This is a genomic window from Thermus igniterrae ATCC 700962 (assembly GCF_000376265.1).
GTDB lineage: Bacteria > Deinococcota > Deinococci > Deinococcales > Thermaceae > Thermus > Thermus igniterrae.
This window is the reverse complement of the sequence record NZ_AQWU01000037.1, coordinates 1-20,759: the sequence shown is the minus strand read 5'-3', so window position 1 is coordinate 20,759 and position 20,759 is coordinate 1. Positions and strand designations below refer to the sequence as shown.

Here is a 20,759-nt window from a genome sequence, read left to right as displayed (position 1 = left end):
TGAAGGGGACCGGTAGGGGTGGGTGGCGGAGTACAGACCCGCTTACCAGCCCGCCTTCTACCAGCATCCTTCTTGGGGGCATGAGGACGGCCTACTTCCAGTTCTCTAGATGAGGGGCAGGGTATCAAGGCGTCAAACCCCGAGCCCAGGTTGGCCAGGGTGGCGGGGACATAGAGGCGGGTTGGGTGATCCATACGTCCTACACCGCCCCCAGAATACCAGGAGCTTTCTGGGGTTTAGACAAGAAGAAGAAGNCCTATCTTAGGGGTGGAGGTGGTACAATGAAGCTGGCCACGCTAGGAGGGCTTGTGTTTATGTCTTGGGTTTGCCGGTGGCCATGGCTCAGGCCATACCCTTCTCTCAAGAAGGGCCTTCTTGCCCATTGCCGGGCGATGAGATGGTGAAACCTTTTGAGAAAGCGGGGGTGGAGGAGCAGGTTTCGCCCCTCAGCTGTGGCGCCCAGCCTTGTCTGGATCCGGGGGATGGCGGGGGTGGCGGAGGTGGATCAAGCCTCAATCCTGTCTGCTTCCTTGTCTGTCGACAGGTTTGCCGACCGGTTGTTGAGTATGCTTGTAGGCGCGTTGGGGGTGCGTGGTCTTGCGAGGCCGTTTCGCGAATTGTTTGTACCGAGGTTTGCCAAAATGTTTGTAGGTAGGAGGTGCTGCTATGGATAGATTTCAAAGGCTTTGGGGTCTTGCAAAGAGAACGCTAGCCTTGGGCATTTCTGTTGGGCTAGGGCTCTTAGCCCTCCGGTTTGAGGGTGTCCTCGGACCCGCTACCTTTGCCCTTGGGGTTATCTCCGGGGCCCTGTTGGACTATGTCTCCCTTGGGCAGGTGCGCTTAACGAACAGGAAAGAAGTGGTGGCTCTCCTAGCAGCCACTTTGGCGGTTGGTTATTTCGTTGAGCTGGTTAGCCCGGGGTACTGGACCCGTTTCCTTCAAGGACCCGCCGGTACCCCGTATTTTTTGGGGCTTTTCCTGGGCGAGCTCCTTTTCTACTCATATAGCAAGGCCGAGGGTAAGGTTATCCGCTGAATGAGGGCAGGAGGAGGCGCTCATACCCGGGAAAAGGGCCAGGGCGCCTGCCCTCCTTCCAAAAGCCTCCGCGCCCGGGGAAGAGCCTCCGCCACCTCCCGGGCGAGGAGCCCCACCCCCTTTTCCCCGGCCCGGAGGTCCCCGGCCAGGCCGTGGAGATAGACCCCAAGCCTGGCCGCGTCAAAAGGCCTAAGCCCCGCCGCCAGCAGGGCGGCGATGGCGCCTGCCAGCACGTCCCCCGTCCCCCCCGTGGCCAGGGCGGGGTTGCCCGTGGAGTTCACAAAGAGGCGGTCCCCTTCCGCCACCACCGTAGGGTTCCCCTTGAGGACCACGGTGAGCCCTGTCCGCTCCGCCAGGGCCCGGGCCGCCCCCAGGGGGTCCTTCGCCACCTCCTCGGGAGAAGCCCCAAGGAGCCTCCCCGCCTCCCCCGCGTGGGGGGTGAGGACGGTGGGGATGCCTGCCTTGCGGTAGGCCTCGGCCACCTCGAGGTGAAGGGCGTCGGCGTCCAAGACGGTGGGGAGACGGGCCTTTAGGGCCTCTAGCGCCCACCCCCTGCCCCACGGCCCCCCGCCCATCCCTACGGCCAGGGCCTCCGCCTTGAGGGGGGGAAGGGTGGGGTGGGAGGCGGGGTGGAAGACGGCCTCGAGGGGCTCTAAGGGTGTGCCCTCAGGGGCCACCAGGTGCACCAGCCCCGCCCCCATGCGGTAAGCCCCCAAGGCAGCCAGTACCGGGGCCCCGGCGTAGCGCAAGCCCTCCCCCCGGTACCCTCCCAGCACCCCCACCCGGCCCACGCTCCCCTTGTGGGCGGTGAGGGGACGGTGGGGGAGGAGGGGCCTCAGGGCCTGGGGGGTGGCCACCTCGGGCAGGTCCTCCCGGGCCAGGAGGTCCTTGGGGAGCCCGATTTCCGCCAGATAGAGCCGCCCGCAGGCCTCGCGGTGGAGGAGGTGGGGGGTCTTGAGGGCGGCGAAGGCCACGGTGGCCGTGGCCCGCACGTGGGGGGCGAAGGGAAGGCCCGAGGGCAGGTCCAGGGAGAGCACCGGGAGGCCGGAGGCGTTCATGCGGTCCACCAGGCCGGCATAAAACCCCTCCAGGGGCCCCTTGAGCCCGGTGCCGAAAAGGGCGTCCACCAGGACCTCCCCGGGCCCCCAAGCCGCCTCCTCCAGGGGGAAGAGGTCCAGGCCGTGGGCCTCCAGGGCTTCCCGGGCCAGAAGGGCATCCCCCCCTTGCCCCTCCGCCGCATACACCCGCACGGGAAGGCCCTCTAGGAGGAGGTGCCGGGCCAGGACCAGCCCGTCCCCCCCGTTGTTCCCCTTGCCCGCCAGGACCACGGCGGGGGCCTTGCCGAATACCTCCCGGTAGACCCTCGCCGCCTTCATCCCCGCCCACTCCATGAGGAGGAGGGTGGGGTAGCCCCTTGCCGCCGCCATCTCGTCGGCTTCCCGCATGGCCTCGGGGGTGAAGAGCCTCATCCTCCCGAGGATACCGCCTTGGGGGTAGCATGAGGGGGATGCTACACCTGGCCGAGGCCAGAAAGCGCCTAAGGGGGGCCCGGCACCTGGCGGTGCTCACGGGGGCCGGCATTTCCAAGCCCTCCGGCATCCCCACCTTCCGGGACGCGGCGGGGCTTTGGAAGGAATTCAATCCCCTGGACTACGCCACCCCCGAGGCCTATGCCCGGGACCCGGAAAGGGTCTGGTCCTGGTATGCCTGGCGCATAGAGAAGGTGCGCCAGGCAAAGCCCAACCCCGCCCACCACGCCCTGGTGCGCCTGGAGGAGGCGGTGCTCGCCCGGGGAGGGAGCTTCCTCCTGGTCACGCAGAACGTGGACGGCCTCCACGCCCGCGCGGGCAGCCAGAACCTGGTGGAGCTCCATGGCAACCTCCTCCGGGCCCGTTGCGAGGCCTGCGGCCACCGCTTCCCCCTCCCCGAGCCCTTTACCCCACCCCCCTTCTGTCCCCGGTGCGGGCACCGGGCTAGGCCCGATGTGGTCTGGTTCGGGGAGTTTCTGCCTGAAGGGGCCTGGGCGCGGGCTGAGCGGGCCTTCGCCGAGGCCGATGTAGCCCTCATCATCGGCACCAGCGCCGAGGTGGAGCCCGCCGCCTCCCTGGGGCGCATTGCCCATGCCGCCGGGGCCTACCTGGTGGAGGTGAACCCTGAACCCACCCCCCTCACCCCCCTGGCCCGCCTCTCCCTGCGCCTGGGGGCGGTGGAGGGGATGGAAGCCCTGCTCCATGGAGACCCTTGGACCTAGGCTGTACCGTCTGGGGGCCGACCTGGCCACCCTGGCCCGGGCCGGGGTGGTCCTTCTCCTCCTCCTTCGGGTGGGGGAAGGCCTCGAGACCTTGCCCACGGTGGTCCGCCTCCTCCTTTTGGGCTGGACCCTGGACGTGCTGGATGGCCTCCTGGCCCGGGCCTCCCGCAGGCCTTCCCCCCTTGCCCCCTGGGACTACCCCCTGGACGCGGGGCTAGCCTGGGCGGGGTTCGCCTATCTGGTGGGGGCGGGGCTGGTGCCTTTGGGACCTGCTTGGGCCTGGGTGGTCTTCAGCCTGGTCCTCTTCCTACGCTTTCCCAAGAAGAGCCTCTCCATGCTCCTCCAGGTGCCCCCCACCTTCGCCCCCTTCCTCTTCGCCCACCGCCTGGCTCCCCAGGCCTTCCAGGAGGCCTTCCTTTGGGCCCTTTTCATGCTCCTCCTGGACGGGCGGCGCTTTTTGGGGGTGATCCGGGAGTTTATGGAAGAGGTGGGGCTTCTGCAGGGGGCCAGGGGCTAGCCTTCCTCCCGCCGCCCGCGGAAGACCAGGCGGAAGGGGACCTCCTTGAGGCCCAGGTCCTCGCCGATGCGGTTTTTCAGGTAGTTCTCAAAGGCCCGGGTCACGAACTCCGGGTGGTTCACGAAGAAGACGAAGGTGGGAGGGGCCACCTCCGGCTGGGTGGCGTAGAGGAGCTTCAGGGGCTTGCCCTTGAAGTTGGGGAGCTGGACTCTGGCGGTCCAGACCCCCAGCCAGCGGTTGAGCTCTGCGGTGGGAATGCGGGTGTGGTTGAGCTCGTAAAGCCGCACCGCCTCGCTGAAGATGCGCTCCAGGTTCTGCTTGGTAAAGGCGGAGGTGTAGACCCGGGGCAGGTGTTCCAGGTGGACCAGTTTTTCCCTCAGCTCCCGGCGCACCCTGGGGGCCTCCTCCTTGCCCACCAGGTCCCACTTGGTGATGACCAGGAGGACCGGCTTGCCCTTTTCCAGGGCGTGGTTGGCCAGCTTGAGCTCCCGGTCGCCCACCTGGAAGGGGTCCACCACCAGGAGGACCACGTCCGCCTCTTCTATGGCCCGCAGGCTCCGCCGGATGGCCAGCTCCTCCACCAGGGTTTCCGGGCGCTTGCGGATGCCGGCGGTGTCCACCAGGAGGAAGTCCTGCCCCCGGAAGCGGAAGGCCACGTCTATGGCGTCCCGGGTGGTGCCGGGCTCCTCGGAGACGATGACCCGCTCCTCCCCCAGGATGGCGTTCAGGAGGCTACTTTTGCCCGCGTTGGGCCGCCCCACCAGGGCCAGCTTGATCCTGGCCACCTCGGGCCCAGAGTCCATCTGCCGCACGGGGAGCTTGGCCCAGATGGCCTTCAGGAGCTCATCCAGCCCCCGGGCGTGCTCGCTGGAGGTGGGGATGGGGTCGCCGAAGCCCAGGGCGTAGAGGGGGCCCAGGTAGTGCTCGTGCCGGGGGTCGTCCACCTTGGTGGCCACCAGGACCACGGGCTTGCCCTTGCGCCTCAGGTACTCGGCCACCTCAAAGTCCGCCTGGGTGAGCTCGGCCCGGCCGTCCACGGCGAAGAGGACCACCTCGGCGTCCTCCAGGGCCCGATCCACCTTCTCTTGGATCTTCTTCTCCCAGCGGTCCCCCGACCAGAGCCCCCCGGTGTCCACCAGGAGGAAGCGGCCCTGTTCGCTTTCCACCACGCCTTCCTTGAGGTCCCGGGTGACCCCGGGCACATCGGCCACCACCGCGCTCCTCTTCCCCAGGAGGCGGTTGAAAAGGCTTGACTTGCCCACGTTGGGCCGGCCCACGATCACAACCTTGTGCATCCTCACCCCACAAAAGAGGGGTGGGGAAAGCCCCACCCCGCCTTCCCCCAGTGTAGCACAGGGGGGTATACTGGCGGGGTATGCGCAAGCTGGCCGGTTGGCTTCTTGGGCGGGCAGGCTGGCGCTACTTCATGCCCGAGCCGCCCAGCAGGAAATACGTGCTCATCGGGGCCCCTCACACCTCCAACTGGGACTTTGTGGTGGGGCTTCTGGCCCTTTGGGCCCTGGGCATCCGCGCCCGGTGGCTGGGCAAGAAGGAGCTCTTTAAGCCCCCCTTGGGGCTTCTCATGCGCCTTCTGGGGGGCATCCCCGTGGACCGCTCCCGCCGCAGCAACCTGGTGGACCAGGTGGCGGAGATCCTGGCGCGGGAGGAAGAGATAGCCATCCTCATCACCCCCGAGGGTACCCGGGGCAAGGCCCCCTACTGGCGCACGGGCTTTTACCACATGGCCCTGAAGGCGGGGGTGCCCATCGCCCTGGGCTACGCGGACTTCCGCCGCAAGGAGGTGGGCATTGGGGCCTACCTCTGGCCCACGGGGGACCTCAGGCGGGACTTTGAGGCCATCCGCGCTTTCTACCAGGACAAAACCGGCCTCCGACCTGAAAAACAAGGGCCCATCCGCATCCGGGAGGAGGTGGAGGAGACCGAGGAGGCCCGGCTTTCTGGTTGAAGTTTGCGGAAGATGCGCTTAAACTGGGTCCATGTCCGATAGCGAACGCACCTGGGCCGCGGTGGCCCACCTGGCTCCCCTGGTGGGCTACTTCCTGTTGATCGGGCAGATCCTCCTGCCCTTGGCCATCCTCCTGTGGGGGCCTAAAAGCCCTTTTGTCCAGGCCCACGCTAAGGAGTCCCTGAACGGGCAGATCAGCTACACCCTCTATGGCCTAGCCGTTTGGCTGCTGGCCATCACCGTGGTGGGCCTGGTCCTGGCCCTGCCCCTGGGGGTGGCCCTGCTGGTTCTGGCCCTTTGGAACATGGTGAAGGGGGCCATGGCCGCCGGGCAGGGGGAGATGTACACCTACGCCTTCATCCTGCGCCTGGTGCCCTGAGTTCCAGCACCACCACCGCCAGGGCGTGGTTCCGCTCGTGGCTCAGGGAGAGGTGGGCCACCAGGCCCTGGGCCTCCAGGCGGGCGGCAAGGGCCGGGGTGAAGCGGAGCACAGGCCGCCGGCCCTCCATGCCCACCCAGACCGCCTTCCAGGCCAGGGGCTCGGGCCAGCACTTCTGGAAGGCCTCCTTGGCCGCGATGCGGGCGGCGAGGCTTGGGGCGGGGTCCTGGTGGCGGAGGGCGTAGGCCAGCTCCTCCTGGGTGAAAAGCCGCTCTAGGGCCCGCTTGCCCAGGCGGGAAAGCAGCCCCCGGACGCGGGCGATCTCCACCAGGTCGGTGCCGATGGCCTGGATCATGGCTGGACCTCGAGGGCCAAAAGCTGGCGGCCGCGGGATGGTCTTCGCTGGGCTCCTCCCACGGGTCCATTGTAGGGCGGGGGCCTTTCGTGCTAGGGTACTCGGGTGTTGCCCAAGGCCTTCCTCTCCCGCATGGCCGAGCTTCTGGGAGAGGAGTTTCCCGCCTTTCTAAAGGCCCTCACCCAGGGGCCCCGCACCTATGGCCTGCGGGTGAACACCCTGAAGCTCTCCCCGGAGGACCTCCTGCGGATCGCCCCATGGCCCCTAAGGCCCATTCCCTGGTGCCCGGAGGGGTTTTACTACCCCGAGGAGGCCCGGCCCGGGCCCCATCCCTACTTCTACGCCGGGCTTTACTACATCCAGGAGCCCAGCGCCCAGGCGGTGGGGGTGCTCCTGGACCCAAGGCCCGGGGAGCGGGTCCTGGACCTGGCGGCGGCCCCCGGGGGCAAGACCACCCACCTGGCGGCCCGTATGCGGGGGGAGGGGCTCCTTCTGGCCAACGAGGTGGATGGCAAGCGGGTGCGGGGGCTTCTGGAGAACGTGGAACGCTGGGGGGCTCGGCTAGCCGTGGTCCAGGCCCCGCCCCGGGCCCTGGGCGAGGCCTATGGGGCCTACTTCCACCGGGTCCTCCTGGACGCTCCCTGCTCGGGGGAGGGGATGTTCCGCAAGGACAAGGAGGCCCTCCGCCACTGGGGGCCTTCCGCCCCCCGGCGGGCCAGCGAGGTGCAGAAGGCCCTCCTCAGGGAGGCGGCCCGCCTGGTGGGCCCCGGGGGGGTCCTGGTCTACTCCACCTGCACCTTCGCCCCGGAGGAGAACGAGGGGGTGGTGGCCCACTTCCTGCGGGAGCACCCGGGCTTCCACCTGGAGGAGGCCCGCTTCCACCCCCTCTTTGCCCCCGGGGTGCCGCAGTGGGGGGATGGCCGCCCCGACCTGGCCCTCACGGCCCGCCTCTGGCCCCACCGCCTCGAGGGGGAGGGGCACTTCCTGGCCCGGTTGCGCCGGGAGGAGGGAACCTGGGCCACCCCGCCCAAGGAGCGCCCTGCCCCCCTTGGCCCGGAGGCCAAGAGGGCCCTGGCGGCCTTTTTGCAGGAGGCAGGGCTTAGCCTGGAGGGCCCCCTCCTGGAGCGGGCCGGCCACCTCTACCTCCTCCCGGAGGGGCTTCCCGCCTTGGCAGGCCTCCGGGCCCCGGCCCCCGGCCTTTACCTGGGTGTGGTCCAGAAGGGAAGGTTCCGCCCCTCCAGGGCCCTGGCCCTGGCCTTTGGGGCCAGCCTCCCCTGGCCGGTCCTGCCCCGGCTGGCGCTACTCCCGGAAGACCCCCGGGCGCTCCGCTTCGCCACCGGGGAGGGGGTGGAGTGGCCGGGGGAGGACCTGGCCCTGGCCCTGGTGGTGCTCCGGACCCCGGTGGGGGACTTCCCCCTGGACTTCGGCAAGGCCAAGCGGGGGGTGCTCCGGCCCGTGGGCGTGGGCCTCTAGGCCCCCAGCCCCTCCCGGCGCAGGGCCTCCTCGTAGGCGGCGTAGGCCCTCCGGAGGGTTTCCTCGGGCACGGGCTGGACCACCAGCCTCCCGGGGGCCATGGGCACCACCCAGTGGAGGTCCTGGGAGACCTTCTTCTTGTCCCGCAGGAGGTAGGGGAGAAGCTCCTCCCAGGGGACCAGGGGGGCCGGGGGTGGGGCCAGCCAGCGCAGGAGGCCCAGCACCAGGGGCACCAGGTCCTCGCCCCCCAGGGCCCGGCCCAGGAAGGCGGCGTAGAGGAGGCCGTAGGCCACCGCCGCCCCGTGGGGCAGGGCGTGGTGGGTGTGGGCCTCGAGGGCATGTCCCAGGGTGTGGCCCAGGTTCAGGAGGCGCCTTTCCCCCTTTTCCAGAGGGTCCCTTTCCGTGATGGCCACCTTCACCGCCACCGCCTGGGCCAGGTAGCCCTCCAGCCGGGGGCTTTCCGGGGTGAGGTCCTCCACCTTTAGAAGCGCTTCTTCCCCCTGGATTAGGCCGTGCTTGAAGGCCTCCACCAGCCCCTCCTTGAAGGTGAAGGGGGGCAGGGTCCTCAGGGCCTTGAGCTCGGCGTAGACACCCTTGGGGAAGTGGAAAGCCCCCACCAGGTTCTTGCCCTCGGGAAGGTTGAGACCCGTCTTCCCCCCCACGCTGGCGTCCACCACGCCCAGGGTGGTGGTGGGAAAGGCCAGGTAGGGGATGCCCCGCAGGTAGGTGGCGGCCACGAAGCCCCCCAGGTCCGTGAGGGTGCCCCCGCCCACCACCAGGAGGGTGGTGTTCCGGGGAAGGCCCCTTTGGGCCAGCCAGGAGAGGACCTCCCCGTAGACGGCCAGGGTCTTGGCCCCCTCGCCTCCCTTAAGGCCCAGAAGGTGCCGCACCCCCAGGGCCTCGGCCACCTCCTGGGCGAAGCCCGCCACCGCCCGGTCGTAGAGGAGGGCGGCGGGGCCCTCCAAGGGGGGAAGCTCCGCCAGCACTCCCTCCCCAATCCAGATGGGGTAGGGAATAGGGCTACGCACGCTTAGCCTTTGCATGGTCCCAGAGCTTGGCCACGATCTCCTCCACCACCTCGTCCACCTGCCGGCTGTCGGTGGAGACGTGCACGTGGGCCTCCCGGTAGATGGGGGCCCGCTCCTCCAGGAGGGTGCGGATGCGCTCCAGGGGGTTGGCCACCTGCAGAAGGGGCCGCTCCCCGGGCTTGCGGGTGGCCCGTTCCAGGATGGTCTCGGGGCTCGCCCAGAGGCAGACCACGGGGCCCCGGGCCAGGAGGGCCCGGCGGCTTTCGGGGTCCATGAAGGTGCCCCCGCCCAGGGAGAGGACCAGGAAGTCCTTTCCCAAAAGCTCCCGCACCGCCTCCTTCTCCATGCGCCGGAAGGCCTCCTCCCCCAGGTGGCGGAAGATGTCGGGGATGGAGAGGCCGGTGCGCCGTTCAATGTAGCGGTCCAGGTCAATGAAGTGGAGCATGAGGGCCCGGGCCAGCTCCCGCCCGATGCGGCTTTTCCCTACCCCCATGAACCCGGTGAGGCTCACGAAGGTGGCGGGGCGGGGGACCTCGAGGCGGGCCATGGGCCTATCCTACGCCCTTCAGTAGGCCCGCACCCGGGCCTGGTACCGCTCCACCCGCTCCTGGATCTCCTCCAGGGTGTCCCCCCCGAACTTTTCCAGGTAGGCCTGGGCCAGGACGATGGCGGAAAGGGCACAGAGGATTACGCTGGCCGCGGGCACCGCCGTGGTGTCCGAGCGCTCCCGGGCGGCGTCCTTGGGCTCGTGGGTGACCACGTCCACCGTGGGCAGGGGACGCATCAGGGTGGCGATGGGCTTCAGGGCGGCCCGGATCACCAGCTCCTCCCCCGTGGTCATCCCCCCCTCCAGCCCCCCGGCCCGGTTGGTGGTGCGGTAGAACCCCCGCTCGGGGTTCCAGTAGATGGCGTCGTGTACCTCCGAACCCCGCTTCATGGCGTTCTGGAAGGCGGGGCCGATCTCCACCCCCTTGACCGCGGGGATGGAGAGGGCCATCTGGGCCAGGCGCCCGTCCAGTTTCCGGTCCCAGTGCACGTGGCTCCCCAGGCCCGGCACCAGGCCCCGGAACCGGGCCTCAATCACCCCCCCCAGGGTGTCCCCCTCGGCCTTGGCCTGGTCAATGCGGCGGATCACCTCGGCCTCGGCCTGGGGGTCGGTCATGCGCAGGGGGCTTGCCTCAATGCGGGGCACCAGTTCCCAGGCGAAGGGGACCTCGGCCCACACCCCGGCCATCCCCGGCACGTAGCCCACCCCCTCCACCCCCAGGAGGGAGAGGAGCTTGTAGGCCACCGCCCCCACCGCCACCCGCATGGCGGTCTCCCGGGCGCTGGCCCTTTCCAGCACGTCCCTCAGGTCCTTGTGCCCGTACTTGATCCCCCCGGCCAGGTCCGCGTGGCCGGGCCGGGCCGCGGTGAGGGCCTTCTTGCGGGGCTCGTTCCCCGGGGCGGGGTCCATGACCTCCAGCCAGTTCCTGTGGTCGGCGTTGCGGATGGCCAGGGCCACCGGGGCCCCAGTGGTCCGCCCCGCCCGCACCCCGGCGCGGAACTCCACCCGGTCCTTCTCTATGACCATCCGCCGCCCCCGGCCGTACCCCCCTTGGCGCTTCTCCAGCCAGGGGTTGATGTCCTCCTCGGTGAGGGGAAGCCCCGCGGGAAGCCCCTCAATGATGGCCAGCAGTTCGGGGCCGTGGGACTCGCCTGCCGTCAGGAACCTCATGGGGACATTGTAGGGAGGGAAACCCCCCGGGTCCAGGGGGCCCGGGGGGCGAGGGGGGTGGGCTTAGCGGCCGGCGGTCTCCTTGAGGATGTCGGCGGTGATGACCACCAGGAGCTCCCGGTCGGTGTTCTCGTTGGTGCGTTGCTTGAAGAGCTCCCCGATCAGAGGTATGTCCATCAGGAGGGGTACTCCCTGCTGTACCTGGTTGCTTTCCTGGGAGGTGAGGCCGCCCAGGACCACGGTCTGCCCATCCCGCACCCTCAGGGTGGTGGTCACCACCTGCTTGGTGAAGCGGTCCACGTCCCCGTCCACGGGGTTGCGTTGCACGTTGCCCGAGACCTCGGCCTTGATGTTGAGGAGGATCTGGCCGTCGGCGGTGATCTGGGGCGTCACCTCCACGATGATGCCGATGTCAAAGGGAACCCGTTCCACCCGGTCCCCCACGATGCGGCGGATGAGGAAGGTCTCGCCGGACTGCAGGCGGGCAGTCTGGTTGTTGAGGACCGTCTGGTTCACGTCCCTCAGGGCGCGGGAGAGGCCCTGGCGCTGGAGGGCCTCGAGGGTGGCCAGGATGTTCAGAGCCGCCAGGCTCCGGGTGCTGTCAAAGATCAGGGAGAGGCCGCTGTCCACGATGCTGGCCACCAGGTTGCCCCCGGCCACGGTGTTCCACTTGAGGCCCAGGTTGCGGGTGAGGTTGGCCTGCACCTCCTGGATGCGCACCCGCAGGTTGACCTGGGGCACGGCCTGGTCCAGCCGGGGGATGAGGCCCTCCACCAGGGCCAGGTCCTCCTGGGTGCCGGTGACGATCAGGGTGTTGGTGCGCTCGTCGGCCACCACCGTGGCCTGGCGGGGCTGGGCCTGGCCCTGGGGCTGGGGTTGGGCCTGGGCCTGACGGGCCTGAAGGGCCTCTTGCAGCACCTTGGCCAGGTCGGAGGCCTTGGCGTTGGAAAGCTGGTAGGCCCGTTGGAAGACGGGTGGGCCCTGCTCGGGGGCCCGGTCAATCTGGGCGAGGAGGCTTTCCACCTCTGCCAACTGCTTCTCCGTGCCCCGCACGGAGAGGACCGGCTGGCCCGGCACCGTCTGCACCACGATGCCCGGTACCTCCCGGGCCAGGAAGGGGGCCACCTTCTCGGCGTCGGCGAAGCGCAGGGGATAGAGGCGGCGCAGGGTGGTCTCCTGGGTGGGCGGGGCCACCTGGGGCACCACGTCCGCCGCCTTCAGGATTTCGGCAAAGAGGGCGTGTTCGGTTTCCGTGGCCTCGAGGAGCAGGGCCTTGGGGTTCCCCGGCACCCCCTCCAGGCGGGCCTTGGGGAGTTCCTTGTCCAAAAGGGGCTTGAGCCGGCCTTGGATCTCGCTGAAGGTGAGGTTCTGCAGGGCATATACCCGGCGCACCGTGGGGGTGGGGCGGGGCACGTCTGCCGCTTTGAGGAGTTCCACCAGGCGGGCGTGGTCCTCCTCGGTAGCCCGCACCAGGGCTTTCCTGGGCTCCGTGGGGATCACGGCGATCTGGGCCTCGGGCACCTGGGCCTGGAGGAAAGCCAGGAGCTCAGGGAAGGTGGCGTAGGTGAGGATGTAGGAACGCTCTACCCGGGGTTTGGGTAGCACCAAGGAGGGCAGGGGGCGGAAGTCAATCCCCGCCCGTTGCAGGATGTCCGAGAAGCGGGTGTGCTGCTCGGCGGTGGCCAGCACGGAAAGGAGGGCCTTGAGCTTGCCCCCTTCCTCCACCACGATCCAGTTGGCGCTGAGCCCCGCGGCCTCGCGGGAAAGGAAGGGGAGGAGGTCGCTTTGCACCCAGCCCTTGGCCCCGTCTATGCTCACCACGGTGCGCGTCTGGCCCTGGGCGTCGGTTTCCGTACGCCGGTAGGCGATCTCGGGGATGGCCACCAGATAGGGCCGCCTTTCCGCCGCGCCCACGCGGCTTGGGGCGTCCACCAAGGCGGTGATCACCTGGGTGGGGGCCACCACCACCACGTCCGGGGGGAGGAAGAGGTAGTCCAGGTTGAACTGGGTGCCGTAGGTGGCGAAGAGGAGGTCCCATACCTCCCGGAAGGGCTTGCCCTGGAAGTCCAGCTTCACGTTGGGCAAGGGGGGCTGGGCCTTCGCAGGATCGCCGGAGGGGTCATAGGCCCGGTAGATAAGGGGTTGCAGGCCCACGCTACGGGCCAAGGCCTCCAGCACCACGTCCAGGGGCAGGGTGAGCCCGGCCCGCGCCTGGCTTTCGGAGACCTTGAGGTCCACCTTGACGTTGAAGCGGGGCTCTTGGGGGAAGCTCCCTGCCAGGCCCTCGAGGCTGAGGGCCACCAGGGCCCAAAGAATAAGAGGCTTAAAAAGGGTTCCTTTCACTGACCACCTCCAGCTTGCACATTTGCCAGGACAATCTCCAGGGTCTCGTCCTTCAGCGCCAAAACCACGCGGTCCCCCTCAATGCGGCGGACCACGGCCTCGCTTCCGGGAATGGGGCTACCCACGGGGAGCACCAAGTACCCTTCCTTGGACTCCAGGATGGCCACGCTTACCGGCCCCAGGAGGGTGCCGGAGAGCTTGAGGGCCTTCTCCTCCACGAGGGCCTGCAGGGGGGTTTTGGGAAGGGGGGCAGGCCCTGGGGGCGCGGCAGTCTCGGGGGCTGGCCGGGCCTCTTGGGCCTCCTGGGGCAGAGGGGTTTCCACCAGCCCGGTGGGTGGCGTGAGGGCCACCTCGGGCTCCACCTGGGCCGGGGGTATCTCGGCCCTGGGGGAGGGGGTGAGTACCTTGGGGGCGGGAAGGGCACCGGCGGTGCCCGGCAGGGGGCGGGGCGCCGTGGAGACCCGGGGTGTGGGCAGGGCAGTTCCCGGGCTCACCCGCACCGGGGCTCCCGTGGGCACCGGCTGGGGCGCGGGGGCCGGGGCGGGGGTGGGCAGGGGCACTGGGGCTGGCCCCTCCACTACCAGGGGGACGAAGGGGTTGGGGGGTGGCGTCTCCCGGGTGGCCTGAGGCACGGGCGCGGCCACAGGTTGCGTGGGGGCTTGGGCCGAGGGGGGGGTCGGGCTGGGGGGTGTGGGGGTGGGGGCTGTCCCCTGGGGCTGGGGTTCGGCCAGCGGAGGGATAGGGGGTGCCTCTATGGCCTTGGGGGTTTCCGCCTCTGCCTGGGGAGGGGTGGGGGCAGTGGGGATTTCACCGGCGGTCTGCGCCGGCAGGTAGAAGCCCACGTACCAGAGGGTGACGGCGCTCACTAGGAGGAGGCCTGCCAGAAGGATCTTGGTGGACTGGGGAAGGTTGCGCCAGGCATTGGCCAGGCGCTCCAGAGCAGCCTTCATTGCCCACCTCCTTGGCCCGGTTGGGCGGTGGTCTGGGCCTCGAGGTCCTTGGCCAGCATGTAAAGGGTCAGGGTGAGGCTGGTGGAGAGGGTGGGGTTTGGGTCCTGGCCCTGCACGCTCAGGTTAAGCCCTGAAAGGGAGCTGAAGCGGGAGAGGCCCTCCAGGCGCCTCAGGTAGGCGTAAGTTTCCGGGAAGGGGGCCTCGAGGGAAAAGGCCAGGTTGACCGCCCGCACCTCGGGTACCGGGGCCGAGGTGGGGGAACGGGTGAAGGAACGCACCGTGACCCCGCTCCGCACCGCCTCTCCCAGGATCTCCGAAAGTACCTGGGCCAGGCGTTCCTCCCGGGGCAGGGCGCGCAGGAAGGCCTGGCGCTCGGCCTGGAGCTGGGCGATGGCGGCCCTTAGCTCGGGCAGGGCCCGCTGGGCCTGGCGGCCCCGGTCCCGTTCGGGGATGAGGGTGGCGATCTCCTGGCGCACCAGCTCGGTTTCCTGCCTCAGGGGAACGATGAGGAGGAAATACCAGAGGAGGGCCACCACCAGGGTCAGGGCGATGGCGATCAGGGCCCACTCCCGCTGCCCCAGTCTAGCGAGCACCTTCTTCACCCCCCACCACGCCCACCCGGGCGCTAAAGGTGTAAAGCCCCCGGTTCTGGTCCAGGGAAGCCCCCTGGAACTCTATGCCGAACCGGGGTGAGGTTTCAAAGGCCTGGATGAAGCGCACCAGGGCCCCTTGGCTCAGGGCTTCCCCTTGAAGGTTGAACTCCACCCTCACCTTCTTGCCGTCAAAGGCCCCGCCCTGGGCCTGCTGGGTGGCCTCCTCCTCCGAGAGGGCCCGGGTGCCCACCGAGCGCAGGGCCACGGGGAAGCGGCCCCCTTCCCGGGGGATCTGCCGGATGAAGGTGGCCAGGTACTCCGACCAGGGAACGAACCCCTTGCGCAGGCCCTCGCGGATGGCCAAGAGGGCCTCGAGGGTCCTCCTTTCCTGCTGCAGGCGGTTCTGCTCCTGAATGAAGGGCCTTAGGGCCTCCACCTCGGCCTTCAGGGCGTCCCGCTCCTGCTGGGCCAGGGTGAGCTCGGTGTAAGCGGTGTAGTGCAGAAAGCCCAGGGTGAGGAGGACCACCACGGCGAAAAGCGCGGCGATGAGGCGCCACCAGCCCGGTTCCACCCGGCGGCGCAGGTTCTTGGGCAGGAGGTTCAGCCTAATCAAGCGGACCCACCCCCCGAAGGGCCAGGCCCACGGGCACCATGAACTCCGGGCCTAGCTCCTGTAGTTTGTCCAGGTCAAACCGCCTGGCATCCACCTGGATCCCCTCCCAAGGGTTGGGGATGGTGAAGTTCACCCCCAGGGTGTCGGTAAGGAGGGTGGACAGGCCGCGCAAGCGGCTACCCCCGCCGTAAAGGTACCCCACCTCCGGCTGCACATCTCCTAGTTGCACCCGGAAAAACTCCAAGCTTCTCCGAACTTCCTGGGTGAGCTCCACCAAGACAGGGCGGATGGCGTCGTAAATCCGGGCGGGACTGTAGCGTTCCCGTTCGGCGTCAAAGTCCAGGAGAAGCTCCTCGTCCTCGGTGGGGATGGTGGCCAGGCCATAGGTGCGCTTGACCTCCTCCGCGGCGAGGAAGTCCAGGCCGAAAGCCTTGCTGATGGCCTCCGTGAAATCCTTGCCGGAAAGGGTAATCACCCGCGCCGCCAGGGGCTGGTCCCCCCGGGTGAGGACCAAGCTGGTGCTATCAGCCCCGATCTCTAGGGCTACTGCCACCCGCTCGGGGTCCTTGGTGAGCTCTTCCTCCAGGGGGTAGAGTCCGGCAAAGGGCTTTACGTCTAGGACCACCGGGGTGAGCCCTGCCTCCCGAAGGGCCTCAATCAGGCTGGCCACCGCCTCCTGCCGGGCTGCCCCCACCATCACCTCTACCTGCTCGCCCTCCTGCACTTCCGCAAGGGGCTCCAAAGGGGCAAAGTCCAGGACCACCTCGTCAATGGGAAAGGGAATGTAGCGCTCTGCTTCCCAGCGCACCGCCTCCTCCATCTCCTTCGGGGGCATCTTGGGTACCTGGATGGTGCGGAGGATTATGCCGGGATTGGGCACGGCGGTGACCACATAACGCTTTCGGGTCCTGGCCTCGGCCAGGAGCTCCCGGATCTCCCGAGCGAGAGCGGCTGGGTCGGTGACCACCCCCTCCACCACAAGGCCCTGGGGGGTGGGCCGGCTGGCAAGGGCCCGGAGCGCTGGGGGAGAGCCGGCGAGCTCCACCAGCTTGAGGTTGGCGACCCCTACCTCCAACCCCAGAGCCTCCACGCGGGGTTTGAATAGCTTGCTAAAACCCGAGAACACAACACCTCCTCTTACCCTGGATGGTGAACCAGACCTGGGGTCATAAGCGAACCTAGCTGTAGTGTATACCACTTCGGCCCAGATAGGGAAGGGTCCCCAGGCATTTCTGCCCCAATCCTACACCCCTTCTCTTCGCCTGATGGTGAAGTAACAAACCCCTCCCCGGGCTATCGGGGAGGGGTTGAGGTTAGGCCTCAGAGGCTTTTTAAGACTTCTACCACCGCCTCGGTAAAGGAGGCCGTGGTGGCGGTTCCCCCCAGGTCCGGGGTGCGGGGGCCCTTTTCCAGCACCAGGTCCACGGCCTTTTCCACCTTCTTGGCCGCCTCCTTCTCTCCCAGGTACTCCAGCATCATGGCCGCGGAGAGGATGGTGGCGGTGGGGTTGGCGATGCCCTTGCCGGCGATGTCGGGGGCGGAACCGTGCACGGGCTCAAAGACCGCCGCAGTATCCCCGATGTTGGCGGAAGGCGCAAGGCCCAGGCCCCCCACCAAGCCAGCAGTGAGGTCGGAGAGGATGTCCCCCAGGAGGTTGGTGGTGACGATCACGTCAAAGCGCTCGGGGCGCATGACCAGCTGCATGGCGCAGTTGTCCACGATGATGTCCTGCACATTAACCAAGGGGTAGTCCCTGGCTACCTCCCGCACGGTATCCAGGAAAAGCCCCTGGGTTACGGGGAGCACGTTGGCCTTGTGGGCGATGTGGAGGGTTTTCCTGGACCGGCTTTCCGCTATCTTGAGGGCTACCCGTCCAACGCGCTCGCTGGCCTTTTTGGAGATCACCGCATCGGCGATGGCCACGTCCAGGTAGCGGCGTTCCTGCTCCACGTAAAGCCCCTCGGTGTTCTCCCGCACGATGATGAGGTCCACTCCGCTCCGGCTTCCCGGCACGGGGCGGCTTTTGGCAGGACGCACGTTGGCGTAGAGGTCCAGCCTGCGCCTGAGGTAGCGGATGGCCCCGAAGAAGCCCGGCACCTTTCTTGTGGGGCTGGTGGCAGCCCCGAAGAGGGTGGCCTGGCAGGAAAGGATTTTCTCCACGGTTTCCTCGGGCACGGAAACCCCTCTTCGCTCAAAGGTTTCCCAGCCCGCTTCGGCCTCCACGAACTCCAAAGGTAAACCGGTGGCCTCCAAAACCTTCCTGGCCGCTGGGATTACCTCGTGGCCGATGCCGTCCCCTTCAATCAAGCAGATGCGGTACGCCATGTTGCCTCCGGACTTAGGGGTAAGCCCCCTCCTTGGGAATATACACTACACCGGGCCTAGATGGTGCCGGCCTCAAATGCGAAGGGCAAGTAGAAGAAAGACCAGCAGGAGAAAGGCCAGCACCCTAAGGGCTGCCTGGCGCCTGGGAAGCCGCCTTCCCCCTGCCCTCAAGGCTCCTTCCACCACCACCCCGGCGATTCCCGCCAGGATGAAGAGGTCCCCCAGGCTCGCCGCCTTGCGCAAGGGGGGAAGGGGGATGACATCCCCCAGGAAGGGAAGGCGGGTGGATTCGTCTAGGAGGGTATGCACGGCATCGCCCTTGTTCCTTAAAAGTTCCTCCCAGCCCTCTATGCCTGCCCTCCTCAGGGTTTCCAGGCTCACGGGCATGTGGCCCCCGTTGGCGAAGATGACTAAAGTGTTGAGGAAAAGGCCCAGAAGGACCAGGTAAAGGCTTTTCAGGTGCCGGTTCCGGTAAAGCCCGTACCCCACCAGGAGGAGGACCAACACCTTGGCTAGAGGGCCTGCCCACTCGGGTCGGAACAGGCCCCGGTAGGTGCCATAGGCCAGGCCCCCTTCCACCAGGGCGGCCAGGAGAAAGGCCCAGGCCGCCTTGAGCTCTATCCCTCCGAGGTCCTTGAGCCGGGCTCCGAGGGCGAGGGCGAGGCCGAATCCGAAGAGCGCGGCGAAGAGGTAGAGTGTGATACCGATCCCTCCTTTGCTTCCAGGTAGGCCTGGCGGTCGCGCCAGATGGGGTTCTGCTCCCAGAGTTCGGTGAAAGCCTCCACCAGCTTAGGGTCAAACTGGTGGCCGGAGAGCTCCTGGACCTCCCTTAGGGCTTCCTCGGGGGTCTTGGCCTTACGGTAGGGGCGGCCTGCGGTCATGGCCTCGTAGGCGTCGGCCAGGCCTACGAGGCGGGCCTCCTCGGGGATCTCGTGCCCGGCGAGCCGCTTTGGGTAGCCCCGGCCGTCCCAGCGCTCGTGGTGGTAGAGGATGACGTTGTAGACGAGCGGGTCAAAGGCCACCTTCCGGGCCGGGGAGAGGAGCTCGGCGCCCCGGGTGGTGTGGCTTTGGATGAGGCCGTACTCCTCTGGGGTCAAGGTTCCCGACTTGAGGAGAAGGTGCTCGGGGATGGCGATCTTGCCGATGTCGTGGAGCCTCGAGGCCCGGTAGACGGCCTGGGCGTAGGCCTCGTCCCCTCCCTTCACCTTCCTGGCCAGGTCGCGGGCGATCTCCGCCACCCGCTCCGAGTGCAAGCGGGTCATGGGGTCCTTGGCCTCGAGGGCGTTCATGAGAAGCTCCAGGGTGGTGTCAAAGGCCTGCTCCAGGCGCACCTTCTCGTCCCAGTAGAAGCGGCTGTAGTAGAGGGGGATGAGGAAGAAGAGCACCGTCCACCCGCCCCACCCTGCGAGAAGGGGCGTCTCGTAGGCCCGGGCCAGGAGGAGGGCGAGGGGGGAGAGGAGGAGGTAGCTGGCAGCAATCCAGGCGGAGTTTTTGCGCCAAACCTCTCGCCATGGGACGTTGTTGGCCAGGTGGATGGCGGTGGTGACTAGGATGGTGTTGACGAGGAAGAAGGCAAGAGAAGCCGCAGCGATGCCCACCCCTGCGGAAAGGTTCCAGGAACCCATGTAAACGGGGTTCTGCTGGAAGAACTGCCAGGCCAGGGCCGCCAGGGCGGTGGCCAGGCCGTCCTGGGAACGGTTGAAGAGGTCCTTATACCAAGCTTTGTTGCTCCAACGAGCAAAGAAGCTAACCAGAGGTGCAACTCCAGGTGGGCTTAATATGACTAGGGCCAGCGCGAAGAGAAACAGCTGACTCATGCTGGCGTTTAGCGGCAGAGGAACGCGGACAGCTATACTCCAGTAGATGAGGCCACCCCAGAAAAGCAGGTCCAGGAGGCTCAAGCGGAGGGACATATCCCCGTAGGCCCAAAGCAGGAAGCCCTCTAGAGCCAGGAAACCCACGAAGACGGAGAGGACCAGAAGGAGCACCCGCGGCGGGGGAAGCTCCAGGCGTTTAAGGGCCATGGTGGCCTGAGTGTAGCAAATCCCCCTCCCCAGGGCAAGAGAAAAAGAGGCCAGCTAAGCTGGCCCCATTCTTATTCCCACTGCATAGAAGCCCCAGCCGCAAGCCCGAGCGCGATCAAGCTGCTGAGAAGCACCAACACGCGAGCGATCAGCTTCTTCATCTTCATCCCTCCTTTTCCTCCGCTTCCGGGGGGTCGGCCCCGTTTGCTTGTCTTCCACTTTAGGGGGAGTGCTCAACGCTGTCAAGAGGTAAAGAATAGGTATGTACACGGCAAAAATAGGCACTCCACCAACAATTTTCTGGATAAAATCAAATTTACACTACCCAGCCTAGCACATCCCTGGCCAGCTGGGTAGTACCCTGGGGAGCGAGGGGGGACCTTCCGGGTTGGGGGGAATGCTCTTAAAAAAACAGGGAGGCCGTGGAGCCCCTGCTCCCACGGCCTGCCCAATACATCTTTTGGAATACACCCCGTAAATTCACCGGCAATATCCTCCTAAAAATCAATGCCTTCTGCGCCGAGAAATCTTTTATCTGAATGCCCACCCGGAATCCGTAGGGTTTCCTTCCAGGTTCCCACCCCCTTGAGGGGTAGTGTAGCAAAAGGGTCAATCCCGGGTAGGAACAAAGGAAAGCCGCCCTCTTCAGGAGGGCGGTTTGGCTTTCTCCCTGGTGCCGAGGGGCGGAATCGAACCGCCGACACTGCGATTTTCAGTCGCATGCTCTACCGACTGAGCTACCTCGGCCTGGCGGCCCCGACGGGACTCGAACCCGCGATCTCCCACGTGACAGGCGGGTGTGTTAACCAACTACACCACGGGGCCTAGGGTTGTTGCCGGGTCGGGGGCGTCCGACCGGGCACTTAGGATGATAGCCGGGGGAAAGGGAAGTGTCAAGCTTGAGCGGGCTTGCCTAGTAAATTGCCTTGTACCCCGGAGGGGGCGGGAGAAGGGAGAGAAGAACCCTAAGGCCGTAGGCGATGAGCTCCAAAAGCGCCCGCGCCATGGCCGTCCAAGGCTTCCGCTCCCAAAGGTACCCCCCACCCAGCCGCGTCTTCATCCCCCCAAACACCCCCTCCACCACCCCGCGAAACCGGTACACCTCGGGGTCCCACCCCTCCCGCGCCCGCACCCGCGCCTCCTCCCTGGCCTCGCCCCCGCCCCGAAGCCGGATCACCGGCCGCACCCCC

The 20,759-nt window shown here is 67.5% G+C and carries 20 protein-coding genes, 2 tRNA genes and 1 pseudogene; 6 read left to right on the top strand and 17 right to left on the bottom strand.

Annotated features, from left to right (window positions below; translation table 11 throughout):
• Window positions 1–666: 666 nt before the first annotated feature.
• The gene (locus B128_RS0101715; protein WP_018110566.1) at window positions 667–1,035 is read left to right on the top strand and encodes a hypothetical protein; all 369 of its coding nucleotides are present in this window, start codon (window positions 667–669) and stop codon (window positions 1,033–1,035) included.
• A gap of 20 nt (window positions 1,036–1,055) precedes the next feature.
• Here B128_RS0101715 and B128_RS0101710 read toward each other — a convergent pair whose 3' ends face one another.
• A complete protein-coding gene (locus tag B128_RS0101710) occupies window positions 1,056–2,504 on the bottom strand; it encodes a bifunctional ADP-dependent NAD(P)H-hydrate dehydratase/NAD(P)H-hydrate epimerase (RefSeq protein ID WP_018110565.1) in 1,449 nt (482 codons plus the stop codon).
• Window positions 2,505–2,542: 38 nt separating this feature from the next.
• Between B128_RS0101710 and B128_RS0101705 the strand changes: the two genes are divergently transcribed.
• Together B128_RS0101705 and B128_RS0101700 are read left to right on the top strand one after the other, a co-directional pair.
• Window positions 2,543–3,286 (top strand): SIR2 family NAD-dependent protein deacylase, encoded by a 744-nt coding sequence (locus B128_RS0101705; RefSeq protein ID WP_018110564.1) that lies wholly within the window; start codon window positions 2,543–2,545, stop codon window positions 3,284–3,286.
• A complete protein-coding gene (locus tag B128_RS0101700) occupies window positions 3,267–3,803 on the top strand; it encodes a hypothetical protein (protein ID WP_018110563.1) in 537 nt (178 codons plus the stop codon). Before B128_RS0101705 ends, B128_RS0101700 begins: the two co-directional genes overlap by 20 nt.
• Here the strand turns inward: B128_RS0101700 and der are convergent.
• Entirely contained in the window at window positions 3,800–5,098 is a 1,299-nt protein-coding gene (gene der, locus B128_RS0101695; protein WP_018110562.1) for a ribosome biogenesis GTPase Der, read from the bottom strand. The genes B128_RS0101700 and der overlap by 4 nt on opposite strands.
• 80 nt (window positions 5,099–5,178) lie before the next feature.
• On the opposite strand from der, the gene B128_RS0101690 reads away from it, so the two are divergent.
• Entirely contained in the window at window positions 5,179–5,769 is a 591-nt protein-coding gene (locus B128_RS0101690) for a 1-acyl-sn-glycerol-3-phosphate acyltransferase (protein ID WP_018110561.1), read from the top strand.
• Window positions 5,770–5,800: 31 nt separating this feature from the next.
• On the top strand, window positions 5,801–6,148 hold the full coding sequence (locus tag B128_RS0101685; protein ID WP_018110560.1) for a DUF4870 domain-containing protein: 348 nt from the start codon (window positions 5,801–5,803) through the stop codon (window positions 6,146–6,148).
• Here the strand turns inward: B128_RS0101685 and acpS are convergent.
• Window positions 6,126–6,503, bottom strand: coding sequence for a holo-ACP synthase (gene acpS / locus B128_RS0101680; protein WP_018110559.1), 378 nt, complete (start codon window positions 6,501–6,503; stop codon window positions 6,126–6,128). The two genes, B128_RS0101685 and acpS, sit on opposite strands and share 23 nt — an antisense overlap.
• A 105-nt stretch (window positions 6,504–6,608) precedes the next feature.
• Between acpS and rsmF the strand changes: the two genes are divergently transcribed.
• The gene (gene rsmF, locus B128_RS0101675; protein ID WP_018110558.1) at window positions 6,609–7,976 is read left to right on the top strand and encodes a 16S rRNA (cytosine(1407)-C(5))-methyltransferase RsmF; all 1,368 of its coding nucleotides are present in this window, start codon (window positions 6,609–6,611) and stop codon (window positions 7,974–7,976) included.
• Here the strand turns inward: rsmF and B128_RS0101670 are convergent.
• The 14 genes and pseudogenes from B128_RS0101670 to B128_RS12130 form a co-directional block, all read right to left on the bottom strand.
• On the bottom strand, window positions 7,973–9,019 hold the full coding sequence (locus B128_RS0101670; RefSeq protein WP_026174938.1) for a 3-dehydroquinate synthase: 1,047 nt from the start codon (window positions 9,017–9,019) through the stop codon (window positions 7,973–7,975). The two genes, rsmF and B128_RS0101670, sit on opposite strands and share 4 nt — an antisense overlap.
• Window positions 8,997–9,551, bottom strand: a complete 555-nt coding sequence (locus B128_RS0101665) for a shikimate kinase (RefSeq protein ID WP_018110556.1) — start codon at window positions 9,549–9,551, stop codon at window positions 8,997–8,999. The genes B128_RS0101670 and B128_RS0101665 overlap by 23 nt, the downstream gene beginning before the upstream one ends.
• A gap of 18 nt (window positions 9,552–9,569) precedes the next feature.
• Window positions 9,570–10,721 carry a chorismate synthase gene (aroC, locus tag B128_RS0101660; RefSeq protein WP_018110555.1) on the bottom strand — a complete coding sequence of 384 codons (1,152 nt, stop codon included), beginning with the start codon at window positions 10,719–10,721 and terminating at the stop codon, window positions 9,570–9,572.
• A 63-nt stretch (window positions 10,722–10,784) separates the two neighbouring features.
• The gene (locus B128_RS0101655) at window positions 10,785–13,064 is read right to left on the bottom strand and encodes a secretin N-terminal domain-containing protein (RefSeq protein WP_018110554.1); all 2,280 of its coding nucleotides are present in this window, start codon (window positions 13,062–13,064) and stop codon (window positions 10,785–10,787) included.
• Complete coding sequence (locus B128_RS12835; protein ID WP_018110553.1) at window positions 13,061–14,014, bottom strand: hypothetical protein; 954 nt, start codon at window positions 14,012–14,014, stop codon at window positions 13,061–13,063. The genes B128_RS0101655 and B128_RS12835 overlap by 4 nt, the downstream gene beginning before the upstream one ends.
• On the bottom strand, window positions 14,011–14,607 hold the full coding sequence (locus tag B128_RS0101645; RefSeq protein WP_026174937.1) for a type IV pilus inner membrane component PilO: 597 nt from the start codon (window positions 14,605–14,607) through the stop codon (window positions 14,011–14,013). The genes B128_RS12835 and B128_RS0101645 overlap by 4 nt, the downstream gene beginning before the upstream one ends.
• On the bottom strand, window positions 14,597–15,220 hold the full coding sequence (locus B128_RS0101640) for a competence protein (RefSeq protein ID WP_018110551.1): 624 nt from the start codon (window positions 15,218–15,220) through the stop codon (window positions 14,597–14,599). Before B128_RS0101640 ends, B128_RS0101645 begins: the two co-directional genes overlap by 11 nt.
• Window positions 15,213–16,346, bottom strand: a complete 1,134-nt coding sequence (gene pilM, locus B128_RS0101635) for a type IV pilus assembly protein PilM (RefSeq protein WP_018110550.1) — start codon at window positions 16,344–16,346, stop codon at window positions 15,213–15,215. Before pilM ends, B128_RS0101640 begins: the two co-directional genes overlap by 8 nt.
• 194 nt (window positions 16,347–16,540) lie before the next feature.
• A complete protein-coding gene (locus B128_RS0101630) occupies window positions 16,541–17,545 on the bottom strand; it encodes a homoisocitrate dehydrogenase (protein ID WP_018110549.1) in 1,005 nt (334 codons plus the stop codon).
• 72 nt (window positions 17,546–17,617) lie between these two features.
• Window positions 17,618–18,127: a DUF5317 domain-containing protein gene (locus B128_RS0101625; protein ID WP_038031272.1), complete on the bottom strand. Its 510-nt coding sequence runs from the start codon at window positions 18,125–18,127 to the stop codon at window positions 17,618–17,620.
• Window positions 18,128–18,162: 35 nt separating this feature from the next.
• Window positions 18,163–19,569 carry an HD-GYP domain-containing protein gene (locus tag B128_RS0101620; protein ID WP_018110547.1) on the bottom strand — a complete coding sequence of 469 codons (1,407 nt, stop codon included), beginning with the start codon at window positions 19,567–19,569 and terminating at the stop codon, window positions 18,163–18,165.
• A 671-nt stretch (window positions 19,570–20,240) separates the two neighbouring features.
• Window positions 20,241–20,316, bottom strand: a tRNA-Phe gene (locus B128_RS0101610).
• A 1-nt stretch (window position 20,317) separates the two neighbouring features.
• Window positions 20,318–20,394, bottom strand: a tRNA-Asp gene (locus tag B128_RS0101605).
• 88 nt (window positions 20,395–20,482) lie between these two features.
• Window positions 20,483–20,759: pseudogene (locus B128_RS12130) on the bottom strand (hypothetical protein); the annotation flags it as partial.